Source organism: Lutimonas saemankumensis (assembly GCF_020171465.1).
Lineage (GTDB): Bacteria > Bacteroidota > Bacteroidia > Flavobacteriales > Flavobacteriaceae > Lutimonas > Lutimonas saemankumensis.
Genome location: NZ_JAIUZR010000004.1, coordinates 630,931 through 649,462 on the forward strand (window position 1 = coordinate 630,931; position 18,532 = coordinate 649,462).

The 18,532-nt window shown below is 37.2% G+C and carries 22 protein-coding genes; 10 read left to right on the forward strand and 12 right to left on the reverse strand.

Annotated features, from left to right (window positions below):
* Window positions 1-36: 36 nt before the first annotated feature.
* Complete coding sequence (upp, locus tag LCM02_RS10570; protein WP_224929300.1) at window positions 37-687, forward strand: uracil phosphoribosyltransferase; 651 nt, start codon at window positions 37-39, stop codon at window positions 685-687.
* Between the two features lie 2 nt (window positions 688-689).
* On the opposite strand, the gene LCM02_RS10575 is transcribed toward upp, so the two are convergent.
* Entirely contained in the window at window positions 690-1,610 is a 921-nt protein-coding gene (locus LCM02_RS10575; protein ID WP_224929303.1) for a DUF6427 family protein, read from the reverse strand.
* A gap of 121 nt (window positions 1,611-1,731) precedes the next feature.
* Between LCM02_RS10575 and LCM02_RS10580 the strand changes: the two genes are divergently transcribed.
* From LCM02_RS10580 to LCM02_RS10595, 4 genes are all read left to right on the forward strand, one after another.
* Complete coding sequence (locus LCM02_RS10580; protein ID WP_224929306.1) at window positions 1,732-1,929, forward strand: DUF6341 family protein; 198 nt, start codon at window positions 1,732-1,734, stop codon at window positions 1,927-1,929.
* Window positions 1,930-1,952: 23 nt separating this feature from the next.
* The gene (trmB, locus tag LCM02_RS10585; RefSeq protein ID WP_224929309.1) at window positions 1,953-2,624 is read left to right on the forward strand and encodes a tRNA (guanosine(46)-N7)-methyltransferase TrmB; all 672 of its coding nucleotides are present in this window, start codon (window positions 1,953-1,955) and stop codon (window positions 2,622-2,624) included.
* A 29-nt stretch (window positions 2,625-2,653) separates the two neighbouring features.
* Window positions 2,654-3,007: an MGMT family protein gene (locus tag LCM02_RS10590; protein ID WP_224929312.1), complete on the forward strand. Its 354-nt coding sequence runs from the start codon at window positions 2,654-2,656 to the stop codon at window positions 3,005-3,007.
* Between the two features lie 95 nt (window positions 3,008-3,102).
* Window positions 3,103-3,894 carry a THC0290_0291 family protein gene (locus LCM02_RS10595; RefSeq protein WP_224929313.1) on the forward strand — a complete coding sequence of 264 codons (792 nt, stop codon included), beginning with the start codon at window positions 3,103-3,105 and terminating at the stop codon, window positions 3,892-3,894.
* Here the strand turns inward: LCM02_RS10595 and LCM02_RS10600 are convergent.
* Both LCM02_RS10600 and LCM02_RS10605 read right to left on the reverse strand, forming a co-directional pair.
* Complete coding sequence (locus LCM02_RS10600) at window positions 3,891-5,036, reverse strand: cystathionine gamma-synthase (RefSeq protein ID WP_224929316.1); 1,146 nt, start codon at window positions 5,034-5,036, stop codon at window positions 3,891-3,893. The genes LCM02_RS10595 and LCM02_RS10600 overlap by 4 nt on opposite strands.
* An 8-nt stretch (window positions 5,037-5,044) precedes the next feature.
* Window positions 5,045-5,500 (reverse strand): DinB family protein, encoded by a 456-nt coding sequence (locus LCM02_RS10605; protein ID WP_224929318.1) that lies wholly within the window; start codon window positions 5,498-5,500, stop codon window positions 5,045-5,047.
* Window positions 5,501-5,564: 64 nt separating this feature from the next.
* Here LCM02_RS10605 and LCM02_RS10610 point away from each other — a divergent pair, with 64 nt between their 5' ends.
* Window positions 5,565-5,921, forward strand: coding sequence for an arsenate reductase family protein (locus LCM02_RS10610; protein ID WP_224929320.1), 357 nt, complete (start codon window positions 5,565-5,567; stop codon window positions 5,919-5,921).
* 39 nt (window positions 5,922-5,960) lie between these two features.
* The gene (locus LCM02_RS10615; protein ID WP_224929323.1) at window positions 5,961-7,661 is read left to right on the forward strand and encodes a hypothetical protein; all 1,701 of its coding nucleotides are present in this window, start codon (window positions 5,961-5,963) and stop codon (window positions 7,659-7,661) included.
* On the opposite strand, the gene LCM02_RS10620 is transcribed toward LCM02_RS10615, so the two are convergent.
* Window positions 7,656-8,372, reverse strand: a complete 717-nt coding sequence (locus LCM02_RS10620; RefSeq protein ID WP_224929324.1) for a hypothetical protein — start codon at window positions 8,370-8,372, stop codon at window positions 7,656-7,658. The two genes, LCM02_RS10615 and LCM02_RS10620, sit on opposite strands and share 6 nt — an antisense overlap.
* A gap of 144 nt (window positions 8,373-8,516) precedes the next feature.
* Here LCM02_RS10620 and LCM02_RS10625 point away from each other — a divergent pair, with 144 nt between their 5' ends.
* Genes LCM02_RS10625 through mscL form a run of 3 tightly spaced genes read left to right on the forward strand, consistent with a single transcriptional unit; the run spans window position 8,517 to window position 10,682 of the window.
* Window positions 8,517-9,137, forward strand: coding sequence for a thymidine kinase (locus LCM02_RS10625; RefSeq protein WP_224929327.1), 621 nt, complete (start codon window positions 8,517-8,519; stop codon window positions 9,135-9,137).
* Window positions 9,130-10,230 carry an alanine racemase gene (gene alr / locus LCM02_RS10630; protein WP_224929329.1) on the forward strand — a complete coding sequence of 367 codons (1,101 nt, stop codon included), beginning with the start codon at window positions 9,130-9,132 and terminating at the stop codon, window positions 10,228-10,230. The genes LCM02_RS10625 and alr overlap by 8 nt, the downstream gene beginning before the upstream one ends.
* Before the next feature lie 44 nt (window positions 10,231-10,274).
* Complete coding sequence (gene mscL / locus LCM02_RS10635; RefSeq protein WP_224929331.1) at window positions 10,275-10,682, forward strand: large conductance mechanosensitive channel protein MscL; 408 nt, start codon at window positions 10,275-10,277, stop codon at window positions 10,680-10,682.
* 96 nt (window positions 10,683-10,778) lie between these two features.
* Here mscL and LCM02_RS10640 read toward each other — a convergent pair whose 3' ends face one another.
* From LCM02_RS10640 to LCM02_RS10675, 8 genes are all read right to left on the reverse strand, one after another.
* On the reverse strand, window positions 10,779-12,287 hold the full coding sequence (locus LCM02_RS10640; protein ID WP_224929332.1) for a GH3 auxin-responsive promoter family protein: 1,509 nt from the start codon (window positions 12,285-12,287) through the stop codon (window positions 10,779-10,781).
* Window positions 12,288-12,325: 38 nt separating this feature from the next.
* A complete protein-coding gene (locus LCM02_RS10645; RefSeq protein WP_224929334.1) occupies window positions 12,326-13,183 on the reverse strand; it encodes a M23 family metallopeptidase in 858 nt (285 codons plus the stop codon).
* An 85-nt stretch (window positions 13,184-13,268) separates the two neighbouring features.
* Window positions 13,269-13,847, reverse strand: a complete 579-nt coding sequence (gene nadD / locus LCM02_RS10650; protein ID WP_224929336.1) for a nicotinate (nicotinamide) nucleotide adenylyltransferase — start codon at window positions 13,845-13,847, stop codon at window positions 13,269-13,271.
* Between the two features lie 17 nt (window positions 13,848-13,864).
* Complete coding sequence (gene gmk / locus LCM02_RS10655; RefSeq protein ID WP_224929338.1) at window positions 13,865-14,440, reverse strand: guanylate kinase; 576 nt, start codon at window positions 14,438-14,440, stop codon at window positions 13,865-13,867.
* A gap of 2 nt (window positions 14,441-14,442) precedes the next feature.
* Entirely contained in the window at window positions 14,443-15,294 is an 852-nt protein-coding gene (locus LCM02_RS10660) for a YicC/YloC family endoribonuclease (protein WP_224929341.1), read from the reverse strand.
* Window positions 15,295-15,363: 69 nt separating this feature from the next.
* Window positions 15,364-16,257, reverse strand: a complete 894-nt coding sequence (locus LCM02_RS10665) for a DMT family transporter (protein WP_224929343.1) — start codon at window positions 16,255-16,257, stop codon at window positions 15,364-15,366.
* A 97-nt stretch (window positions 16,258-16,354) separates the two neighbouring features.
* Window positions 16,355-16,963 (reverse strand): superoxide dismutase, encoded by a 609-nt coding sequence (locus LCM02_RS10670; protein ID WP_224929346.1) that lies wholly within the window; start codon window positions 16,961-16,963, stop codon window positions 16,355-16,357.
* A gap of 123 nt (window positions 16,964-17,086) precedes the next feature.
* Window positions 17,087-18,364, reverse strand: coding sequence for a hydroxymethylglutaryl-CoA reductase, degradative (locus LCM02_RS10675; protein ID WP_224929349.1), 1,278 nt, complete (start codon window positions 18,362-18,364; stop codon window positions 17,087-17,089).
* Window positions 18,365-18,532 lie beyond the last annotated feature (168 nt).

Sequence of the window (18,532 nt, forward strand, 5' to 3'; positions counted from 1 at the left end):
ATTCGAAAGAACTGAAAACAATCGAACCTTTCAAAAATGACCATACATAATTTAGACATTGATAATTCCGTACTGAATCATTTCATAAGTGAAATAAGAGACGTAAAGATTCAACAGGACTCAATGCGGTTTAGAAGAAATATTGAGAGAATTGGAGAAATTCTTTCCTACGAATTAAGTAAATCCTTGTCATACGAAAACAAAGAGGTCATCACCCCTCTGGGAAGCAAGAACATATCTGTTCTGGCGGACAATCTTGTTCTTTGTTCGGTTCTCAGGGCAGGATTACCACTTCATCAGGGAATACTAAATTACTTCGATCATGTTGAGAATGCCTTTATTTCAGCATTCAGAAAACATAGTAGTCCTGAGAAATTTGAAATAAAAGTCGAATATCTGGCTTCGCCTTCTCTCGATGGAAAAACCTTGATCCTGGCGGATCCCATGCTTGCAACCGGAAGCTCTTTGGTGGCTGTCTTTGAGGCCTTAAAAAGTCTTGGCAAGTTGAAACAGATCCATTTGGTTTCAGTAATTGCGGCCAAAGAAGGAATCGAATTTGTTCAAAATCATTTTCCGCAAGACACTCATCTTTGGGTTGCAACAGTCGATGAAAAACTCAATTCAAAAGGCTATATTGTTCCTGGTCTTGGAGATGCTGGTGATTTAGCCTTCGGAAACAAACTCTGATTTTAAAAAAAGTTGCTAAATACGGTCATAATGAAAATATAGATGATCGATTCCTTTATCCAATACCTCTCAATCAGCTGCAGATAATTCGTGAACAAAATACTTAAGGGAAAGAATAAAAAAAGAAACTCGGATCCGTCCTTTAAAGGAGAAATGATGACTACCAGAAGAGCTACCAAAATATGGGTTAACAGTAAGGACCAGGTTGATTTGAAATCGATCTTTGCCAGTAAAGATCTTTTCGTTGTTGGATAAATTGCGGCAAGGGTTAAAAATCCTATCAAGGCTAAGGGCACCATCATTTTTTCCTCAACGTAAATTGAAACATCGAGATTAAACTCAAAATCCCACAGTTTATAAAAACGTTCGAGGTCATCAAACGCTAGAAGGTATGTGTAAGAAAGGAAAACCGGTGTTATAAATCCGATCAATGGGATTATGAAATTGCGCCAGTCCGTTTTCCTGAATATTACGATTCCGGCATAAACGATAAGAATGAAAAGAACACTCCACGCATAAAAAAGACTGGCTATCCCTATCCAGAATGAACTGTCGAAGATTTTTTCTTTGGTTTCTATTGAGGACCTAAGACTGTAAATACGCCTAAAACCGAATAGCAATATGAAATTTGATAGAAATAAACCATCGTTCATAAAGATATCCGGAAAATAGCTGATCATTAAGATATAGAAAAGTATTGCCAGTGAATTATCTTCTGTCAATCCGTTTTTTCGAATAATAAAATTAAAAATAAACAGGGTAAGGATGGAAAAGAAAAGGAAAAGTCCGTTTTTAGCGAAAAGATAAAAGCTTAGTGGCTCAGAATTCAAATTAATAACAGCAACGATAAAAATCAGGGCGACCAATATTGAAAGCAACAAAAAGTTAATTGGCTTCGTTTTGCTAAAAAAATTGGCAATCATGATGATATTTTTTAATTTTGCCGCTCAGATAATGGTTTTTATCCATTATTTAAGAATAAGCTAATGTAAAAACTTTTACAACATAAGCCTTAAGGTTAAAGTTGATTTTAAAAAATTTAATATGATTTCAAATAATTTTTTCAGAGCCCTTGGAAATTTCTTTACAGAGGTATTATTCTACCCGTATGAGGCAATCAGGTCAATAGATGGATGGTGGATGTCAAATTTGTTCAACATGGTTCTTTTTGTAATAACTTCAGGTTTGTTCATTTACTGGCTGGGCCAGCTTCGAAAATACAGAAAGGCTAACGCCGACTAATCCGAATTCAAAACCATACCCAATTGGGAAGCAAAAACAAATTAAAACGATTCAAAGAAAACGAATCTTTTAAAAATGTCATTCAGCCAAGTCGTGAAGAAGTTCTTGATGGACTGTCAATCAGGGGAGAATGGCATTCTTTTTTTGGTAATAATAATCCAATTATTCTTGAATTAGGTTGTGGAAAAGGAGAATATTCGGTTTCTCTTGCGGAAAAATATCCGGAAAAAAATTTCATTGGTGTTGATATAAAAGGAGCCCGTTTTTGGAGAGGTGCGAAAACAGCAATTGAGAATAATCTTGAAAATGTGGCTTTTTTAAGAACTCAAATTGAATTGATAGATTCCTGTTTTGGAGAAAACGAAATCTCAGAAATTTGGATTACTTTTCCAGATCCGCAGATCAAATACAAGAGAACCAAACACCGTCTGATCACAAGGCCCTTTCTCGAAAAATACCAGCATATTTTGGCCAATGAAGGCGTTATTCACCTGAAAACAGATAGTGAATTTCTTCATGGCTATCTGTTGGGGCTTTTGCACGAAGGAAATCATGAAGTCCTTTATGCCCATCATGATATTTACAACAGTTCGAGTCCTCCGGAGGAAGCAACGGCCATTCAAACTTTTTATGAAAATCAATATCTTGAAATTGGCAAATCAATTACCTATACTAAATTCCGAATTAAGTATTAACTTACGGTTTATGGATTAAATAATTTAGGATGTCCGGCACTATCTCTTCAGAACAGAATAATTTTTTTAATCGAGTATATCAGGTGACCCGATTGATTCCGTTTGGCCGTGTTACCAGTTACGGATCAATTGCCAAATACCTGGGAGCACCTAGATCTGCAAGAATGGTTGGCTGGGCTTTAAACTCTTCACATACAGATGATTCCATTCCCGCCCACAGGGTTGTTAATCGTAATGGTATTTTGACCGGAAAACATCATTTTGAAGGAACAAATCTAATGCAGCAACTGTTGGAAAATGAAAATATTAGGGTCGAAAAAAATCAGATTGTCAAGTTCAAAGAATTATTCTGGGACCCAAATATTGAGCTTCGTGAACAATAATTCTCTGTTTTTTTTGTTTTTTGTTTATAAAAAAAAGAATTAAGCATTTTCTTTTTTATATTTGTGCTACATTGTATATAAATTTTAACTGAACCATGAAGAAACATTTACCTAAACTTTATGTAATATTACTGTTCTTCTTTTTTACGAATTCTCGTGCGCAGACTAGTTTTAGTCATGAAGTTGGAGTGTTTTTTGGACCGGCATCTTTTCAGACTGATATGGGTTTGAGCACTGAATTTGCTGCTGCAAACCAGGCTACACTTGCGTTTGGGGTTTCTTATTATTTGAAATTTTTTGGCAGTCAGTACAACTGGAGAAGTGGATCTTCATTTTTTAGTGAACACTTTAAACTGAAAACGGAACTGTCATATATCAATAATACAAATGTAAGTTTTGAAGGTGACGTAGGTTCGGGAGAGTCGGCTGAAAAGCTGGACGCCATGAAGGCTCAGATAAAACTCTTTAGTGCGGGTCTTAACCTGGAGTACTACTTTTTTGAACTTGAAGATTATACCAGTTTTTACAGAAGCTCTGGAACCGTTAATCCTTTTGTTAGCCTTGGGGTTCACTACAGTTACTCTCAGCCAGACATTTTGGTCGACAATGTGTCTCTTAAAGGTCAATTTGAACCTTATACGCAACTCATAGATAAATGGCAGGAAGGTGCCGTGTTTTTGGATTCAGAAAATATTTTTTCAGCCTCTGCCGGATTAGGTGTAAGGTTTGGTTTGGAACGGCTTGATTTTTCCCTTGAAGGAAGATATCAGCATTTTTTCTCTGACGTTGTTGAAGGTCTTAACGCACCGGATGACCCTGCTAATAAAAGCAATGACACGATGGTTTTTGTCAATGCCGGGGTAATTTATGTTTTCGGAAAATACTAAAGCAGTTTTAACGCCTTTTCAAGATCCGATAAAAGGTCTTTTTCATCCTCAATTCCAACACTTAATCTGATCAAGGAATCAATGACTCCAGACTTTTGGCGTTCTTCCTTGGGAATAGAAGCATGGGTCATACTTGCCGGATGTCCGCTTAAGGATTCTACCCCTCCCAAAGATTCTGCAAGCGTAAATATCTTAAGGTTTTCAAGAACCTTTATGGCATCTTTTTGATCATCACCTTTAATCGAAAATGAAACCATTCCACCAAAATCATTCATTTGATTCGTAGCAATATCGTGATTGGGATGGTCCTTAAATCCAGGCCAGTAAACCTTTCCTATTTTTTCATGGCTTCTTAAATACTCCGCCACGACTCGCCCGTTTTCACAATGCCTCTGCATACGAACATGAAGTGTCTTGATTCCTCTCAAAACCAAAAAGCTATCCATAGGGCCGCATACAGCCCCACTGGCATTCTGAATAAAATAGAGTCTTTCGGCCAACTCCTTGTTATTCACCACTAATGCCCCCAGTATAACATCCGAATGGCCTCCAAGGTATTTCGTTGCCGAATGCATAACAATATCAGCACCCAAATCAAGTGGTCTTTGTAAATAAGGAGTAGCAAAAGTATTGTCAACTACCAATAATAAATCATGCTTTTTAGAAATCTCAGAACACGCTTTAATATCAATAATATTCAGCATCGGATTGGTAGGTGTCTCAACCCAGATCATCTTGGTATTTGGGTTTATTTTTTTTTCAATTTCTCCTTTCTGGTCCATTCCAACAAAATGAAAATTAATTCCATAGGTTTTAAATACCTTTGTAAATAATCTAAAAGTACCTCCGTACAGATCGTTTGTTGAGATCACCTCATCTCCGGGATTCAACAATTTAATGATGGCATCTATAGCCGAAAGTCCCGATGCAAAACCCAAACCGTATTTTCCATTTTCAATGCTTGCCAGCGCATTTTCAAGTGCCGCTCTGGTTGGATTTCCGGTTCTTGAATATTCATAACCTTTATGTCCTCCTGGTGTGCTTTGAGCATAAGTCGAGGTTTGATATATAGGTGTCATAATGGCCCCTGTAACAGGATCATGCTCCTGATTTCCATGAATCACTTTTGTATTAAACTCCATAAGCCGTGCTATATAACTTTTAATATTGCGAGTACGATTCCAAGATGAATTCCATCGTGAAAAGTACTGAAACTAATCACATCCTCAATATTTCTTAATTCAATTCCCGTACTGGTTTTATAAGTTTCAACTTGATCGAATACTCCCTTAAAGTAGTCTTCCCTGGTTTTTTCCATGGCTGATACCAGGAGGTTCATCACATAATCAATGTCATCTTTACTTACCTTTTCAGTTGCTACACTACCCTTCCCGTATTTCACCACCATTTCAGGTTCTATTCCTAAACTTTTACCAGAAAGCCTATAGAAAAGCAACTGTTGGGTAACTAAGAGGTGCGCAATATTCCAAAAAAGGGAGTTATTAAATCCCTGTGGAATTTTGACAAGTTCCTCATAGGATTTACTCTTGAGAATCTGTAACATCGATTGTCTTGTGAAAACAGCAGTTTCAAATAATTTTTCCATAAACTTTAAAATTGTTCAAAAATAAGTAACTTTATTCTTAACAATTGCCTAAGTCACAATATAAATGAAAAAAATTTACTTCCTTAAAACCTGTGACACCTGTAAAAGAATCATAAAGTCAATTTCCACTGAAGGATTTTCTTTTCAGGAAATTAAAAGTGAAGCCTTAACCAACGATCAGCTGGATGAACTAAAGCATCTTTCGGGAAGTTACGAGTCTTTGTTTAGTCGAAGGGCAAAAAAATATAAAGCAATGGGACTTAAAGATCAGCTTCTTAGCGAATTGGATTATAAGCAGCTGATCCTTAGTGATTACACTTTTTTAAAAAGACCAGTAATCGTTGATGGTGACCAAATATTCATTGGCAGCGATAAAAAAAATCTCAGTGCTTTAAAAGAACATTTTGAGACTAAGCCTTAAAACAATCAATTCTCAATGTGATTTTTCCATTTTCCAAAGATGAAACTAAAAAGAAAACACAAAGTCGGTTTAGGAATAATTATCTCCTTAGCACTGTTACTGCTTCTGGGAAGTTTCGTCATTTCCAAAGTTTTGTCGAAAAAAGTAACGGACCTTCTTGAAAAACAGAACATTGAGCACTTCTATTTCTCAATTAACAGAACAAAATTCAGTTTATTTGACCGATCCGTCGTATTCACCGGAATCGAACTCAGGCCCGAAGATTCAGCTCTTACAATGCTGAAAAACAAAAATCTCAAAAGAAACAGTCTATACAATATTACAATTTCCAGGCTTAAATTTCGTGGATTGCAACTAACTCCATTATTATTTTCCAAGGAAATCAAGGTAAATAAACTAATCATTGATGATCCAATGATTCAGGTTTATTCAAATAATTCAGAATCAAATAAAAAATTGGATGAATCCTCTTTTGAGCTTGATTCCATAGAGTTGAAACAGATCCAGGGATTGCAAATCGATCTAATCAAGTTTTCCAATCTAAAGGTTCAGTTGATCGATATTCAAAGTGATAAGGTCTCGTTTGCAAACAAGCCACTCGACTTCGAAGTTTCGGGATTTAAACTTGAAGAAGTATCTCCCGATTATTTCAAAATTAAACCCGTTAATGAACTTCTGGAAATAAGCAGGATTCATGTTGATTTTCCAAATACAAAATACACTTTCTCGGCCGGAAGCTTAAAATATCATTTTGGTGAAGATCACCTTCAGATCAATGGCCTGAAGTTTAAACCAATGGTCAATAAATTGACTCTGGCGAATTCGTACACCTTCAATGACGAAATTTATGATCTAAGTATAAAAGAGGTCAAAGTTTTTAATGTGAACGCTTTAAAACTAATCCAGAATGAAGGGGTGTTTATTGATAGTATTCAGATTTATAATGCTGATATTGAAATATATAAGGATAAGAGAAAGCCTTTCGACCTAAAGAAAAGACCACAGTTACCCCATCAGTTTCTGAAAAATATGAAGCGTCCATTTCTAATTGAGAAAATCTCAATATTTGAGAGTAAATTAGGATATGAGGAAAAATTGAATCACGGATTTCTGATGAGGGTCACACTTGACGATTTGAAATCGAACCTCTTTAATATTACATCGATCCAGTCTTTGCGAAAGGTCCCGCTCAAAATCGATTTGTCCGCAAAACTCATGAATAAAGCCAGGCTGAATATCGATATGATATTGCCACTAAAAGATGGAAACAATACCTTTTTCTTCAGCGGATATATGGGGCCTTCAAAACTTAGTTATTATGACTCTGCATTAATCCCGGCTTTAGGCTTAAAGGTCCTTGATGGAAATATTGAAAGTTTATATTTTCAGGCTTCAGCCAACAATTATAGTTCCAAGGGCACTTTAAAGATGACATATAAAGATCTGGAAGCAAAAGTTTATAAAGCAGACCATTCAGAAAAGAATAAATTTCTGAGCTGGTCGGTAAACAACCTTCTATTTAAATCCAATCCGGGTAAAAATGGTGAATTCAGAGAAGCCACAATGAAATTCGAAAGGGTTATTTACAAGGGATTTGGAAACTACCTTTGGAAAACAATTCAAAACGGAATTGTTAATACCATAGCTCCTTTCGGTATGACAATCGAAAAAGAAGAGGCGAAGAAAAAAAGAAAGCTCAAAAGACAGGAAAAAAGGCAAAGAAAGAAGCAAGGATCATAGAAATTTTCTTTCTATTAAACCCTTGAACCGGTCTTCCAGTTCCTCTTTCCCTTTCCAGTTATAGTTTGGTTTTACCTGATATTGAAAGTAATTGAAGGCCTCCTCTTTTGAATCACAATCATTTAGACGAGCTAAAACTTTGTTGAAATCAGACTGGCTAAAATTAAATAATTTGTTCACAAAGGCAATTCTGTCGTTAAGGCCTACCTGAATACTATTACCCAAGAGTTTGTCATTTAAAGAGAGCTGTTTCGAAGCCTCCTTTTTCACCTGAAACATATTTTCAGTTTCATCCAAAGAAATGGTGTCTTTAAATTCTGATTTCTGACTAAAATCATCTTTGATCTCTTCAAAGGTAGGAACAAACAAATCGCTCAAGGTAAGGGGTTCCTCCTCTTCCGTTTTATCATTTTCAACCTGGTTCAATTCCTCTTCCAAAACCGGTGGGTCTGCTTCAATACTCTCTTGAGTAGCCAATTTGCTTTCCTCTGTCAAAACCAAGGCTTCATCTTCAGCAGATTTCTCTACCTCACCCTGACCGGATTGAAATGAATCTTCTGCCGCGTTGTTCAAATGCAGATGATTTAATATCAAAAATTTTTCATGTAGGGCCCTTGATAGCTCAAGACTTGATTCCAGATCGTTAAGTGCCTCTTCATTCAATATTTTTTCAGCAAGAGACTTGAGCTCTTCGATCAAATTATCTTTCATAGTTGCAAATTTTTGCAGGTAAGGTTGGCTGAGCGAGAAAGATACGAAATTAACTTTTTCAAATGAAAATACTACTAAAGAATTTCATTACTTTTGTTACAGATTTAAGGATGAATTTCTCATTATACTCGGAAAGAATCTCATATGTTTTTAGAAAATACGGTTAATCATACAGAAAAATTTGGATGGATTGAAGTGATCTGTGGTTCTATGTTTTCCGGTAAGACTGAAGAGCTTATCAGACGACTAAAAAGGGCTCAATTTGCCAAGCAAAGTGTTGAGATTTTTAAGCCGGCAGTTGATACACGATACTCCGATGAATTGGTAGTGTCTCATGACGAAAATGAAATTCGCTGTACTCCGGTTCCCTCTTCTGCAAATATAAGGATCCTGGCTACCAACATTGATGTGGTGGGTATTGACGAAGCACAGTTTTTCGATGATGAAATAGTTAATGTTTGCAATGATTTAGCCAACAGAGGGGTTCGAGTTATTGTAGCCGGACTTGATATGGACTTCAAAGGAAACCCCTTTGGACCTATGCCAGCTTTAATGGCAACTGCAGAATATGTTACTAAAGTACACGCGGTTTGCACAAAAACCGGAAACCTGGCTCATTTCAGTCATAGGACGATTCCCGATGACAGGTTGGTTGTATTAGGAGAGGTTCATGAATATGAACCCCTTAGCAGAGCTGCGTTTTTTAAAGAAAGACAAAAGGAAAAAGAAGCTGAAAAGCCAATTTCAAAAGAACCTAATGAATAACAGCCCAACGGTCCTGGAGATCGATCTTTCCTCTATCGAACACAACCTGAATTTTTTTCGTTCTCAATTGAATCCGAAAACTAAAATCCTGGCTGTTGTAAAAGCCTCCGGTTATGGCTCCGACTCCGTTATTATGGCGGAGACGCTTGAAAAATTAGAAGTTGATTATTTTGCTGTTGCCTATGCAGACGAAGGAATAGCATTGAGATCTTCCGGAATTTCCACCCCTATACTTGTTCTTCATCCTCAGCTTCAAAATCTAGAGATCATATGTCAAAATAATCTTGAGCCAAATTTATACAGCAGACGAATGCTGAGCGAATTTCTTAAACTCGCTAAAAGCCTGCGGCTGAATAACTATCCGGTTCATATAAAATTTAATACAGGATTGAACCGTTTGGGCTTTGACGCCGCAGATATTGATTTTGTCTGCGATAATCTTAAGGAACAAAGCCTTGTTCGGGTCAAAAGTATTTTCTCACACCTTGTTGCCTCAGAGGATGAAGGGGAAAAGGAGTTCTCATTGGATCAGATCGAAAAATTCAAGTCAATTTGTTCTTCTTTTAATTCGAGATTGGGTTATACTCCCATAAGGCACATGAGCAATACCTCAGGGATCCTCAATTATCCTGAAACGCATTTTGACATGATCAGAGTAGGATTAGGGCTTTATGGTTTTACCAATCTGACTGAAAAAGATTCGAATCTAAAAAACGTGTTGACTCTTAAAACGGTAATTTCTCAGATTCACAGTATTAAAACGGGAGAAAGTGTTGGGTATAACAGGGGGTTTCATGCTAAAAGTAATATGAAAACGGCTACGCTCCCAATCGGTCATGCTGATGGGTTTTTCAGAAGCCTGGGCAATGGTAAAACTTATGTTTCGGTAAAAGGCAAAAAATCACAGGTTATAGGAAATGTCTGTATGGATATGATCATGATCGATGTGACAGATATCCCGTGCAAGGAAGGGGATGAAGTGATCATTTTCAACAGCAGGGAGGAAATACTTCTAATGGCAGATCATTCCAATTCAATTAGCTATGAAATTCTGACTGCCTGGGGCAACAGGATAAGGAGGGTCTTAAAATAGATTTTTTAGTATCTTCGTTACAAACAAACACAAATCTTAAAGTCATGCTAAAAGAATTCAAAGAATTTGCCTTAAAAGGCAACCTGGTAGACATTGCAGTTGGTTTTGTAATGGGTGCCGCGTTCAAAAGCGTTGTTACTTCCTTTACAGGAGGAATTGTCTCACCATTAATTGGACTGGTATTCAAATCGGACCTCAAAGAATTAAAATGGATCATAAAGGAAGGTGTTGAAAATGCAGAGGGTGTCATAGAAGGTACAGTTGCTGTATTGTACGGTGATTTTATTACCAATGTTATTGATTTCATTATTGTAGCATTTGTCATGTTCTTAATTGTCAAGGCAATCAATAAATTGAATAAACAGAAAGAAGAAGAAGCTCCACCGGCACCTGCAGGGCCTAGTCAGGAAGAATTGCTTGCTGAGATTAGGGATCTGCTGGCAAAAAAATAGGAGGTGATAGGGCTTGTATTTACTTCCTGTTTGCATAACAATAAAAGGTCTGATTTCAACTGAATTCAGGCCTTTTTTTAAGACAATGAGCTCTTTTTAGTCAATCAGTGTAGTAAGTTGATCTGCTATCTTTCTATCATTCGAAAGCCTTGGAATCTTATTCTGGCCTCCCAGCTTACCTATGGACCTCATATATTGGTCAAATCCGTTTTTTTTAACGCGCCTTATGATCAGTCGTTGAAGAATATTTCCTTGCAGAAGATCAAAATAATAAGAATTTTGATGTTGCATTTCCTTGTCAAGTTCGTTTGCAAAACTCTCCAAATCGGCAGGTTCCTTTTCAAACTCAATGAACCATTCGTGATAAGGCAGTACCCCATCTTTGGGATTTACCTGTGGAGCCACTGTGAATTCCTTTATCAGAGCGCCAGAAATTTTAGAAGCGTGCTGTATGGATTCCTCAACCTCTTTTCCTATAACATGTTCTCCAAAGGCCGAAATAAAATGCTTAATCCTTCCGGTAACAATTACCCGATACGGAGAAAGAGATGTAAAGGCTACGGTGTCTCCAATGTTGTAACTCCATAAACCGGCATTCGTGGAAATTATAAGAACATAATTCACTCCCAACTTGACATCTTTGATTGAAATTCTTTCAGGATTATCGTTGAAGAAATCATCTGCAGCAATGAACTCATAAAAAATACCACTGTTTAATAAGAGTAACATGCCCTTATCGGAATCGGAATCCTTCTGCTGCCGGTCCTGATATGCGAAAAAACCTTCTGAAGCAGGAAATAATTCTATAGAATCGACTTTAGTTCCGATAAGATCTTCCATATTCTGCCTGTAGGGTTCGTAGTTGACTCCTCCATAAACAAACAGTTTAAAATTTGGGAATATCTCAGAGACCTTCTTTCCTTTATGCCGGATCAGTTTTTCAAAATACATTTGAACCCAGGAGGGTATTCCGCTGATAAGTCTCATATCTTCAACTACGGTTTCTTTTACGATGGCGTCAACTTTTTCCTCCCAGTCTTCTATACAATTTGTTTCCCAGGAAGGTAACCTGTTCTTTTGAAGATATTTAGGCACATAATGGGCCACTATTCCTGAAAGCCTTCCTGTTTTAATTCTTTCATTGTCCTCGATTTCCGGCGAACCCTGCAGAAAAATCATTTTCCCATCAACAAAATCTGCGTTTCCGGTTTCAGCAATATACAAAAGGAGGGCTTCTTTTGCTGCTGCAATCTGGTAGGGCATAGATTCTTTTGAAATAGGAATGTATTTTGCTCCTGAAGTAGTTCCCGAAGTTTTTGCAAAATAAATTGGCTTCCCTTTCCAAAGCACATTTTTTTCTCCGGATCTAATGCGCTCTATATAATCTTTTAAACCTTCATAATCTCTGACCGGAACCTTCTTTTTATATGATTCATAATCCATTATTTCAGAAAAGTTATGATCAGAACCAAAAGCCGTATTTCGTGCCGATTTTAAAAGGTTGTGGAATACCTTTTCCTGAGTGTTTACAGGATCGTCAGCCCATTTGTAAACTTGTCTGGCCACAATTCCCGCGTATATTTTTGCAAAAAAAGATTTAATCACTCTATCAAATATAAATATGGGAAAGAAAATCCCTGAGGTTATTCAAAACTTATATAATTACTTGGATTGACAGGATATCCATCATTCCATAATTCAAAATGCAGATGAGCCCCGGTAGAAAATGTTCCTGTAGAACCTGCGCTAGCAATCACTTCACCACTTTTAACCAGTTCTCCCTGTTCTTTAAAAATGGATGCATTGTGCTTATAAACAGAAGTAAATCCCTGACCGTGTTCGAGAATGATCACGTATCCGGTATCAGCAGTGAAGCCCCTAAAAATAACCGTCCCATCCGCAACGGCCTTAACCGGAGTATCTTCATCTACCGCAATGTCTACCGCCAAATGTTTTTCCTGATCGTCATACAACTGGGTTACATCACCTTTTATTGGAGAAGTAAAAACGATATCCGTATTTCGTTCGGCCTGCTGAAACACGCTGAATCTGTCTTTTTGTTCAACCTCTTCCCTAAAGATTGAGTCGACAGCTGAAGGTGCAAAATCTATTTCTTCAATTTGAAATTGCTTTAAAACTGAATCCTTATCAAAAGTGACCCTTTTAATCTCACCTTTTAGTACCTGTTGAATATTTTCAATGTAAAGGTCATTTACGGTAAGGGCCTTATTCAGAGAATCTACTTTATACACAAGGTTGGTGGCTTCCTTCTGTAATTCAGAGGAAGAGTATCCCTGAATATACTCCTTTAAAGGTGTGAGGGTAATAAAGACTATGGTCAGGCTGATTAACAAAATTGAAAAAACCGCCCCAAGAACAAAAGCATTTAAACGATTTAGTTTGAAGGAAAACCGCTCTTCAAAAGTATCCTCATTAAGAACCACAAATCGGTACTTAAAGGTTAACTTGTCCTTGATCTTATCTTTCTTACTTTTTGCCATTCCTTTGAATTGAACAAATATACAATGTTTTTATGTTCTGACTTGAGTCAGGAAATCTACAGTTAACAGGAATTTCCTTCAAAAATTACTTGTAAAAATTCATTTCATCAAGGTAGGACCAGGCTTTGTAAGGCATTAAAGGTCTGACATTCTTACCCTCCTTTATTGCTTTTCTGATCGATGTGGAAGAAATTTCAACGATTGGAGCATCGATAAGGTGCACTCTCTCATGGTCAATTAATTCGGGTATTGTGGATGAGGCTGTAACCCTTGGATAAACGTATAGATCATGAAATTCCAAAATTTTATCATGATTTTTCCATTTTTTAAATGAATTTAAATTATCCCTGCCCATAATCAGATTAAAATGATGTTCAGGGTATTTTTCTTCAAGATAAATTAAAGTATTAATCGTGTAGTTTGGTTGAGGCAGCCCGAATTCAATGTTACTTGGCTTTATTTTCGGATAATCTTCAGTGGCCTCAAGGACAAGCTGATACCTGTGGTAATCATCTAAAAGGCTATGCTTTTTTTTAAGAGGATTGTGAGGAGTAACCACCATCCAGACTTCATCCAGGTCTGAGTTCTCCACGATATGATTTGCGATGATCAGATGCCCCACATGAACCGGGTTAAAACTTCCAAAAAACAAACCTATTTTCATTTTCTTCTCAAAAATGATTACGCAATGAAACGATCAATTACCTCTTCAGCCTCTTTCTGAGCCTCCGCAAGATTATCATTAACCAGTATATAATCAAACTTTCCGGCAAAAGACAGTTCCTTTTCTGCTTTTGCAAGGCGAATCTGTATTTTCTCTTCAGACTCAGTCTTTCTTCCCCTGAGTCTTTTCTCCATGATCTCCAATGATGGTGCTTTTACAAAAACAGCCAAAGTTCTTTCAGGAAATTTCTCTTTGATTTTTAATCCACCTACAACGTCAATGTCAAAAATGGCGTGCTTTCCTTCAGACCAGATCCGTTCAACTTCAGATTTCAATGTTCCGTAGAAGTTATCTTTGTATACCTCCTCCCATTCCACAAAATCATCATCCTCAATATGTTTTTTAAAATCTTCAGGACTCAGGAAATGATAGTCCTTTCCATCTATTTCCTCACCTCTTCGTTGCCTTGATGTTGCCGAAACAGAAAAGTCAAGATCTTCTTTTTTTGCTTCTAACAAATGATGAACAATGGTTGTTTTACCCGATCCCGAAGGTGCAGAAAAAACAATGAGTTTTCCATTTTTATTTTTCATACCTAAAGAACATTTAGCAATTGTTCCTTGATCTTTTCCAGCTCATCCTTCATCTCAACCACTACCTTTTGCATAGGAGCAAAATTAGCTTTGGAACCTATGGTATTGATCTCGCGCCCTATTTCCTGGGAAATAAATCCGAGTTTTTTTCCGTTTGAAACCTTAACTTCAAGTTCCTTTAAAAAATAATCAAGATGATTGGTCAATCGAACCTTTTCCTCAGTGATATCAAGTTTTTCAAGATAATAGATCAATTCCTGTTCAAAACGGTTCTCGTCTACATTTTGTTCGAGTTCTTTTATTGATTTGTTCAACCTCAATCTGACCTGATCCAGACGGTCTCCATCCAGATCAATTACTTCTTTCAGTTTAGTTTTCAGTACATTTATTCTGGACTCAAAATCATTCTTTAATTCATTCCCTTCTGAAACCCGGTATTCCTGTAAAGCATTCACGGCCTCCTCAATACCTTTCTCTATTTCCATCCATTCCTGCGGGTCAAGTTCTTCTCGTTCTGTTTTTAAAACATCTGGCAGACGCATAGCAATTGCCAGGATATCAGCTTCCTTGTGAATCTCCTCAAGTTGTTCGATATAGCCGCTTACGATTCCCTTGTTGATCTTTGTCGATGTCTCTTCGGCTGTAGTTTCAATGTAAAAAGACATATCGATTTTTCCACGAACCAAACGGTTGGCGAGCAGCTTCCTTACCTCTATTTCCTTTTCTTTGTAAATCCCGGGAAATCTTGCGTTAATATCCAGATTTTTACTGTTTAAAGATTTTAATTCAAGACTGATCTTTTTAGAATCCAGTTGAATGATGGACTTCCCATATCCGGTCATCGATTGTATCATCGTATTCTTTTAGTTTGACAAAGTTAAAATAAAAATATGGTCTCATATGTGATATTGTCAGATAATAAATTAATCGAAACGTTCTTTTGGTCGGAGAGTCACAAGATATACTCCGCTAAAAATCAACAGGCTTGCGAGAATTTTAATAAAACTCAGCTCATCACTTCCTACAATTAAGGCATAAATACTTGCTATAACGGGCTGTAAGTAAATAAAAATACTTAGAGTGGTGGGTTTCAACTGTTTTATAGCGAACAGATTAAACATATAGGTCATAAAACTTGTAAACAGAATTACAAACCCGATTCTGTAATAAATTGAAGCAGGAATAGTAATCCATTGAACACTGTTAAGTTCGGACAGTCCAAAAGGAAGCACCATAATCAAGCCAAACAAATAAAGCCATTTAGCAAGCGTAATGGCATGATAGCGCTTAGTCAGGTTTTTGATCAGGATCAGATACAAAGAATATGAGGTTGCATTCAGGAAAACCAGAGCGTTTCCCAGGGTGGCATTCGAAGCAACGCTATTGTCTTTTCCAAATACAATCAAAACTACTGCTCCGGTGAGTCCTATAAAGATTCCCAGGATCTTTTTCTTAGTAGCTCTTTCTTTTATAATTATTGAGGAAAATATCAATACCAGAATTGGGGAGGACACCATGATCACCGAGGCGTTAATCGGGGTGGTCATGCTTAACCCTTTAAAAAAGCTGAGCTGATTTAAGGCAATTCCAAAAACGGCCCCCATCAATAGTCTGGGGTAATCCTTGAGTTCAATAGTTTCTTTGCCAATGAACAGGCCCACAATCCAAAATAAAATTGTTGCCCCGAGCACCCTTAGAAGAATGAACCCAAAAGGCTGGACGTATTCCGGCATTACCTCTTTGGCTACCGTAAAACTCACCCCATAAATCAGGGCTGCTAAAAAGGCCAGAAGGAAGGCAATTTTTCTGGAACTCATTTTTGGAATTCTTAGTATGTGGGATAATTGTATTTATCTGAAAAAAATTAACCACGGAATCAATCCGTGGTTAATTAAATTCAAAAAAGATCTTTTCTTATTTACCCGCGGCATATCTTCTGTTCACCTCTTCCCAGTTAATCACATTGAAGAAGGCTTTGATATAATCAGGTCTCCTGTTCTGATAGTTCAGATAGTAAGCATGTTCCCAAACATCAAGGGCCAGAATAGGAGTTCCCGAACAACCAATTTCAGGCATCATAGGATTATCCTGATTTGCTGTTGAACAAACTTCTACCTTCCCTCCTTCATGAACACATAGCCATGCCCATCCTGATCCAAAACGGGTTGCAGCAGCTTTTGAAAAAGCTTCAACAAAAGAATCAAACGATCCAAAAGCTTCATTAATCGCATCAGCAACAGCTCCAGTGGCCGCTCCACCCCCGTTAGGAGACATTACTTTCCAAAACAGGTCGTGATTATAAAAACCTCCTCCGTTATTTCTAACTGCCGCGTTTGACATATCCAGATTCTCGAGAATATCCTCAATGGATTTTCCTTCCAGATCCGTTCCTTTAATTGCGTTGTTCAGGTTATTCGTATATCCATTATGATGTTTAGAATGGTGGATCTCCATTGTCATGGCGTCAATATGAGGCTCTAAAGCGTCATATGCATATGGTAATGTTGGTAATTGAAATGACATAATATTATTTTTTGAGATTATTTAATTTTTATTCAAAGATACGCATTAGAAAGGGCTGTTGTCAAACGATTCAAATAGAAATAATTTATTTTTTTATAACCAGCCCCTATTTATTGTTCCGTTTTATTGTTCCGTTCTCAGAGAGTGGAGGTATTCTGCAACGGCACTGTGAGAAACCGTTTTACCATTGAAGGCTTTTGTAATCACTTCCTTTTCGTGTACATTGGCTTCAAGCTGATTTAAAATGTTAAGCAAGTGCATCTTCATATGACCCTGCTGAATACCTGTAGTTGTTAGCGCCCTAAGTGCGGCAAAGTTCTGAGCGAGCCCGGCAACGGCAACAATCTGCATGAGTTCCTGAGCGGTTGGGTTTTGCAAAATCTCCAAAGAAAGTTTCGCCAGTGGATGTAATTTTGTGAGGCCCCCAACCGTTCCGAGTGATAACGGAAGTTCAATAGAAAAAATAAAGTTGTTTTTTTCTATCCTGGCATTTGTGAGGCTTCTGTATTTACCGTCTCTGCAAGCATAGGCGTGTGCTCCTGCTGCCACGGCTCTGAAATCGTTCCCGGTTGCCAGTACCACTGCATCTATCCCATTCATAATTCCTTTATTATGAGTTACGGCCCGGTAGGGTTCTACCTTCGCAATATCTACAGCCTGAACAAATTTTTCAGCATAAAGCCTGGGGTTTTCCGGAAAGAAATCTTTCACTTTACAACTCACTTCTGCGCTTACCAAACATTCGGGCACATAATTTGACAAGATGCTCATCACAATTTGTATTCCTTCCTTCTCAAAAGATGAAGCAATGGCCTCAAGACAGGAGTTTATAAAATTAGCACCCATTGAATCTCCTGTTTCAAAAGTCACGTGAAGTTGATAATAATCGTCCAGGGAATCTCTTTTATCTCTTAATTCAATTCCTACAATTCCACCACCTCTTTTCCTCATATTCTCAGTGATATGATCCGTGGCTTTAATCAGGTCATCCTTTACATTGTCAAAGTAAGTTTCCAGGGCTTCAGCACTTCCTTTATAAATAAAATGAACCTGACCTACCTTTCTTGTGGAGATCACATCTGCCTTAAAACCTCCGCGGTCACTCCAAAATTTAGCAGTCAGGGATGCTGCAGCAACCACTGAACTTTCCTCAATGGCCATTGGTATCGCATAGGACTTGCCATTTATTACAAAATTAGGGGCAATGGCATAGGGTACATAAAAGTTACTGATCGTATTTTCAATAAACTCATCATGAAGCTGTTGTAATTTATGGTCCTTATTTACATATTGCTCTAATGTTTTGATTCCTGATGCTCTATCCAAGAAGAAATTTTCAGCAAGCCAGTTAATTTTATCTGCTTTGCTCAGTTTTGAAAACCCTTTGACCAATTTTGACATAATTGTTTTGTTAAGACCCTACAAATATAAACAATAGGCAGAGGAAAAAAGGCGTGGATTTATTTTAAGGATTTTGCCAAGAAAATGTATGAAATTCAACAGATAAATACTATTTTTTAAAACTTTCTTGCATATCAAAATTTGTTTTGAAAGACCCTCATGAAGCAT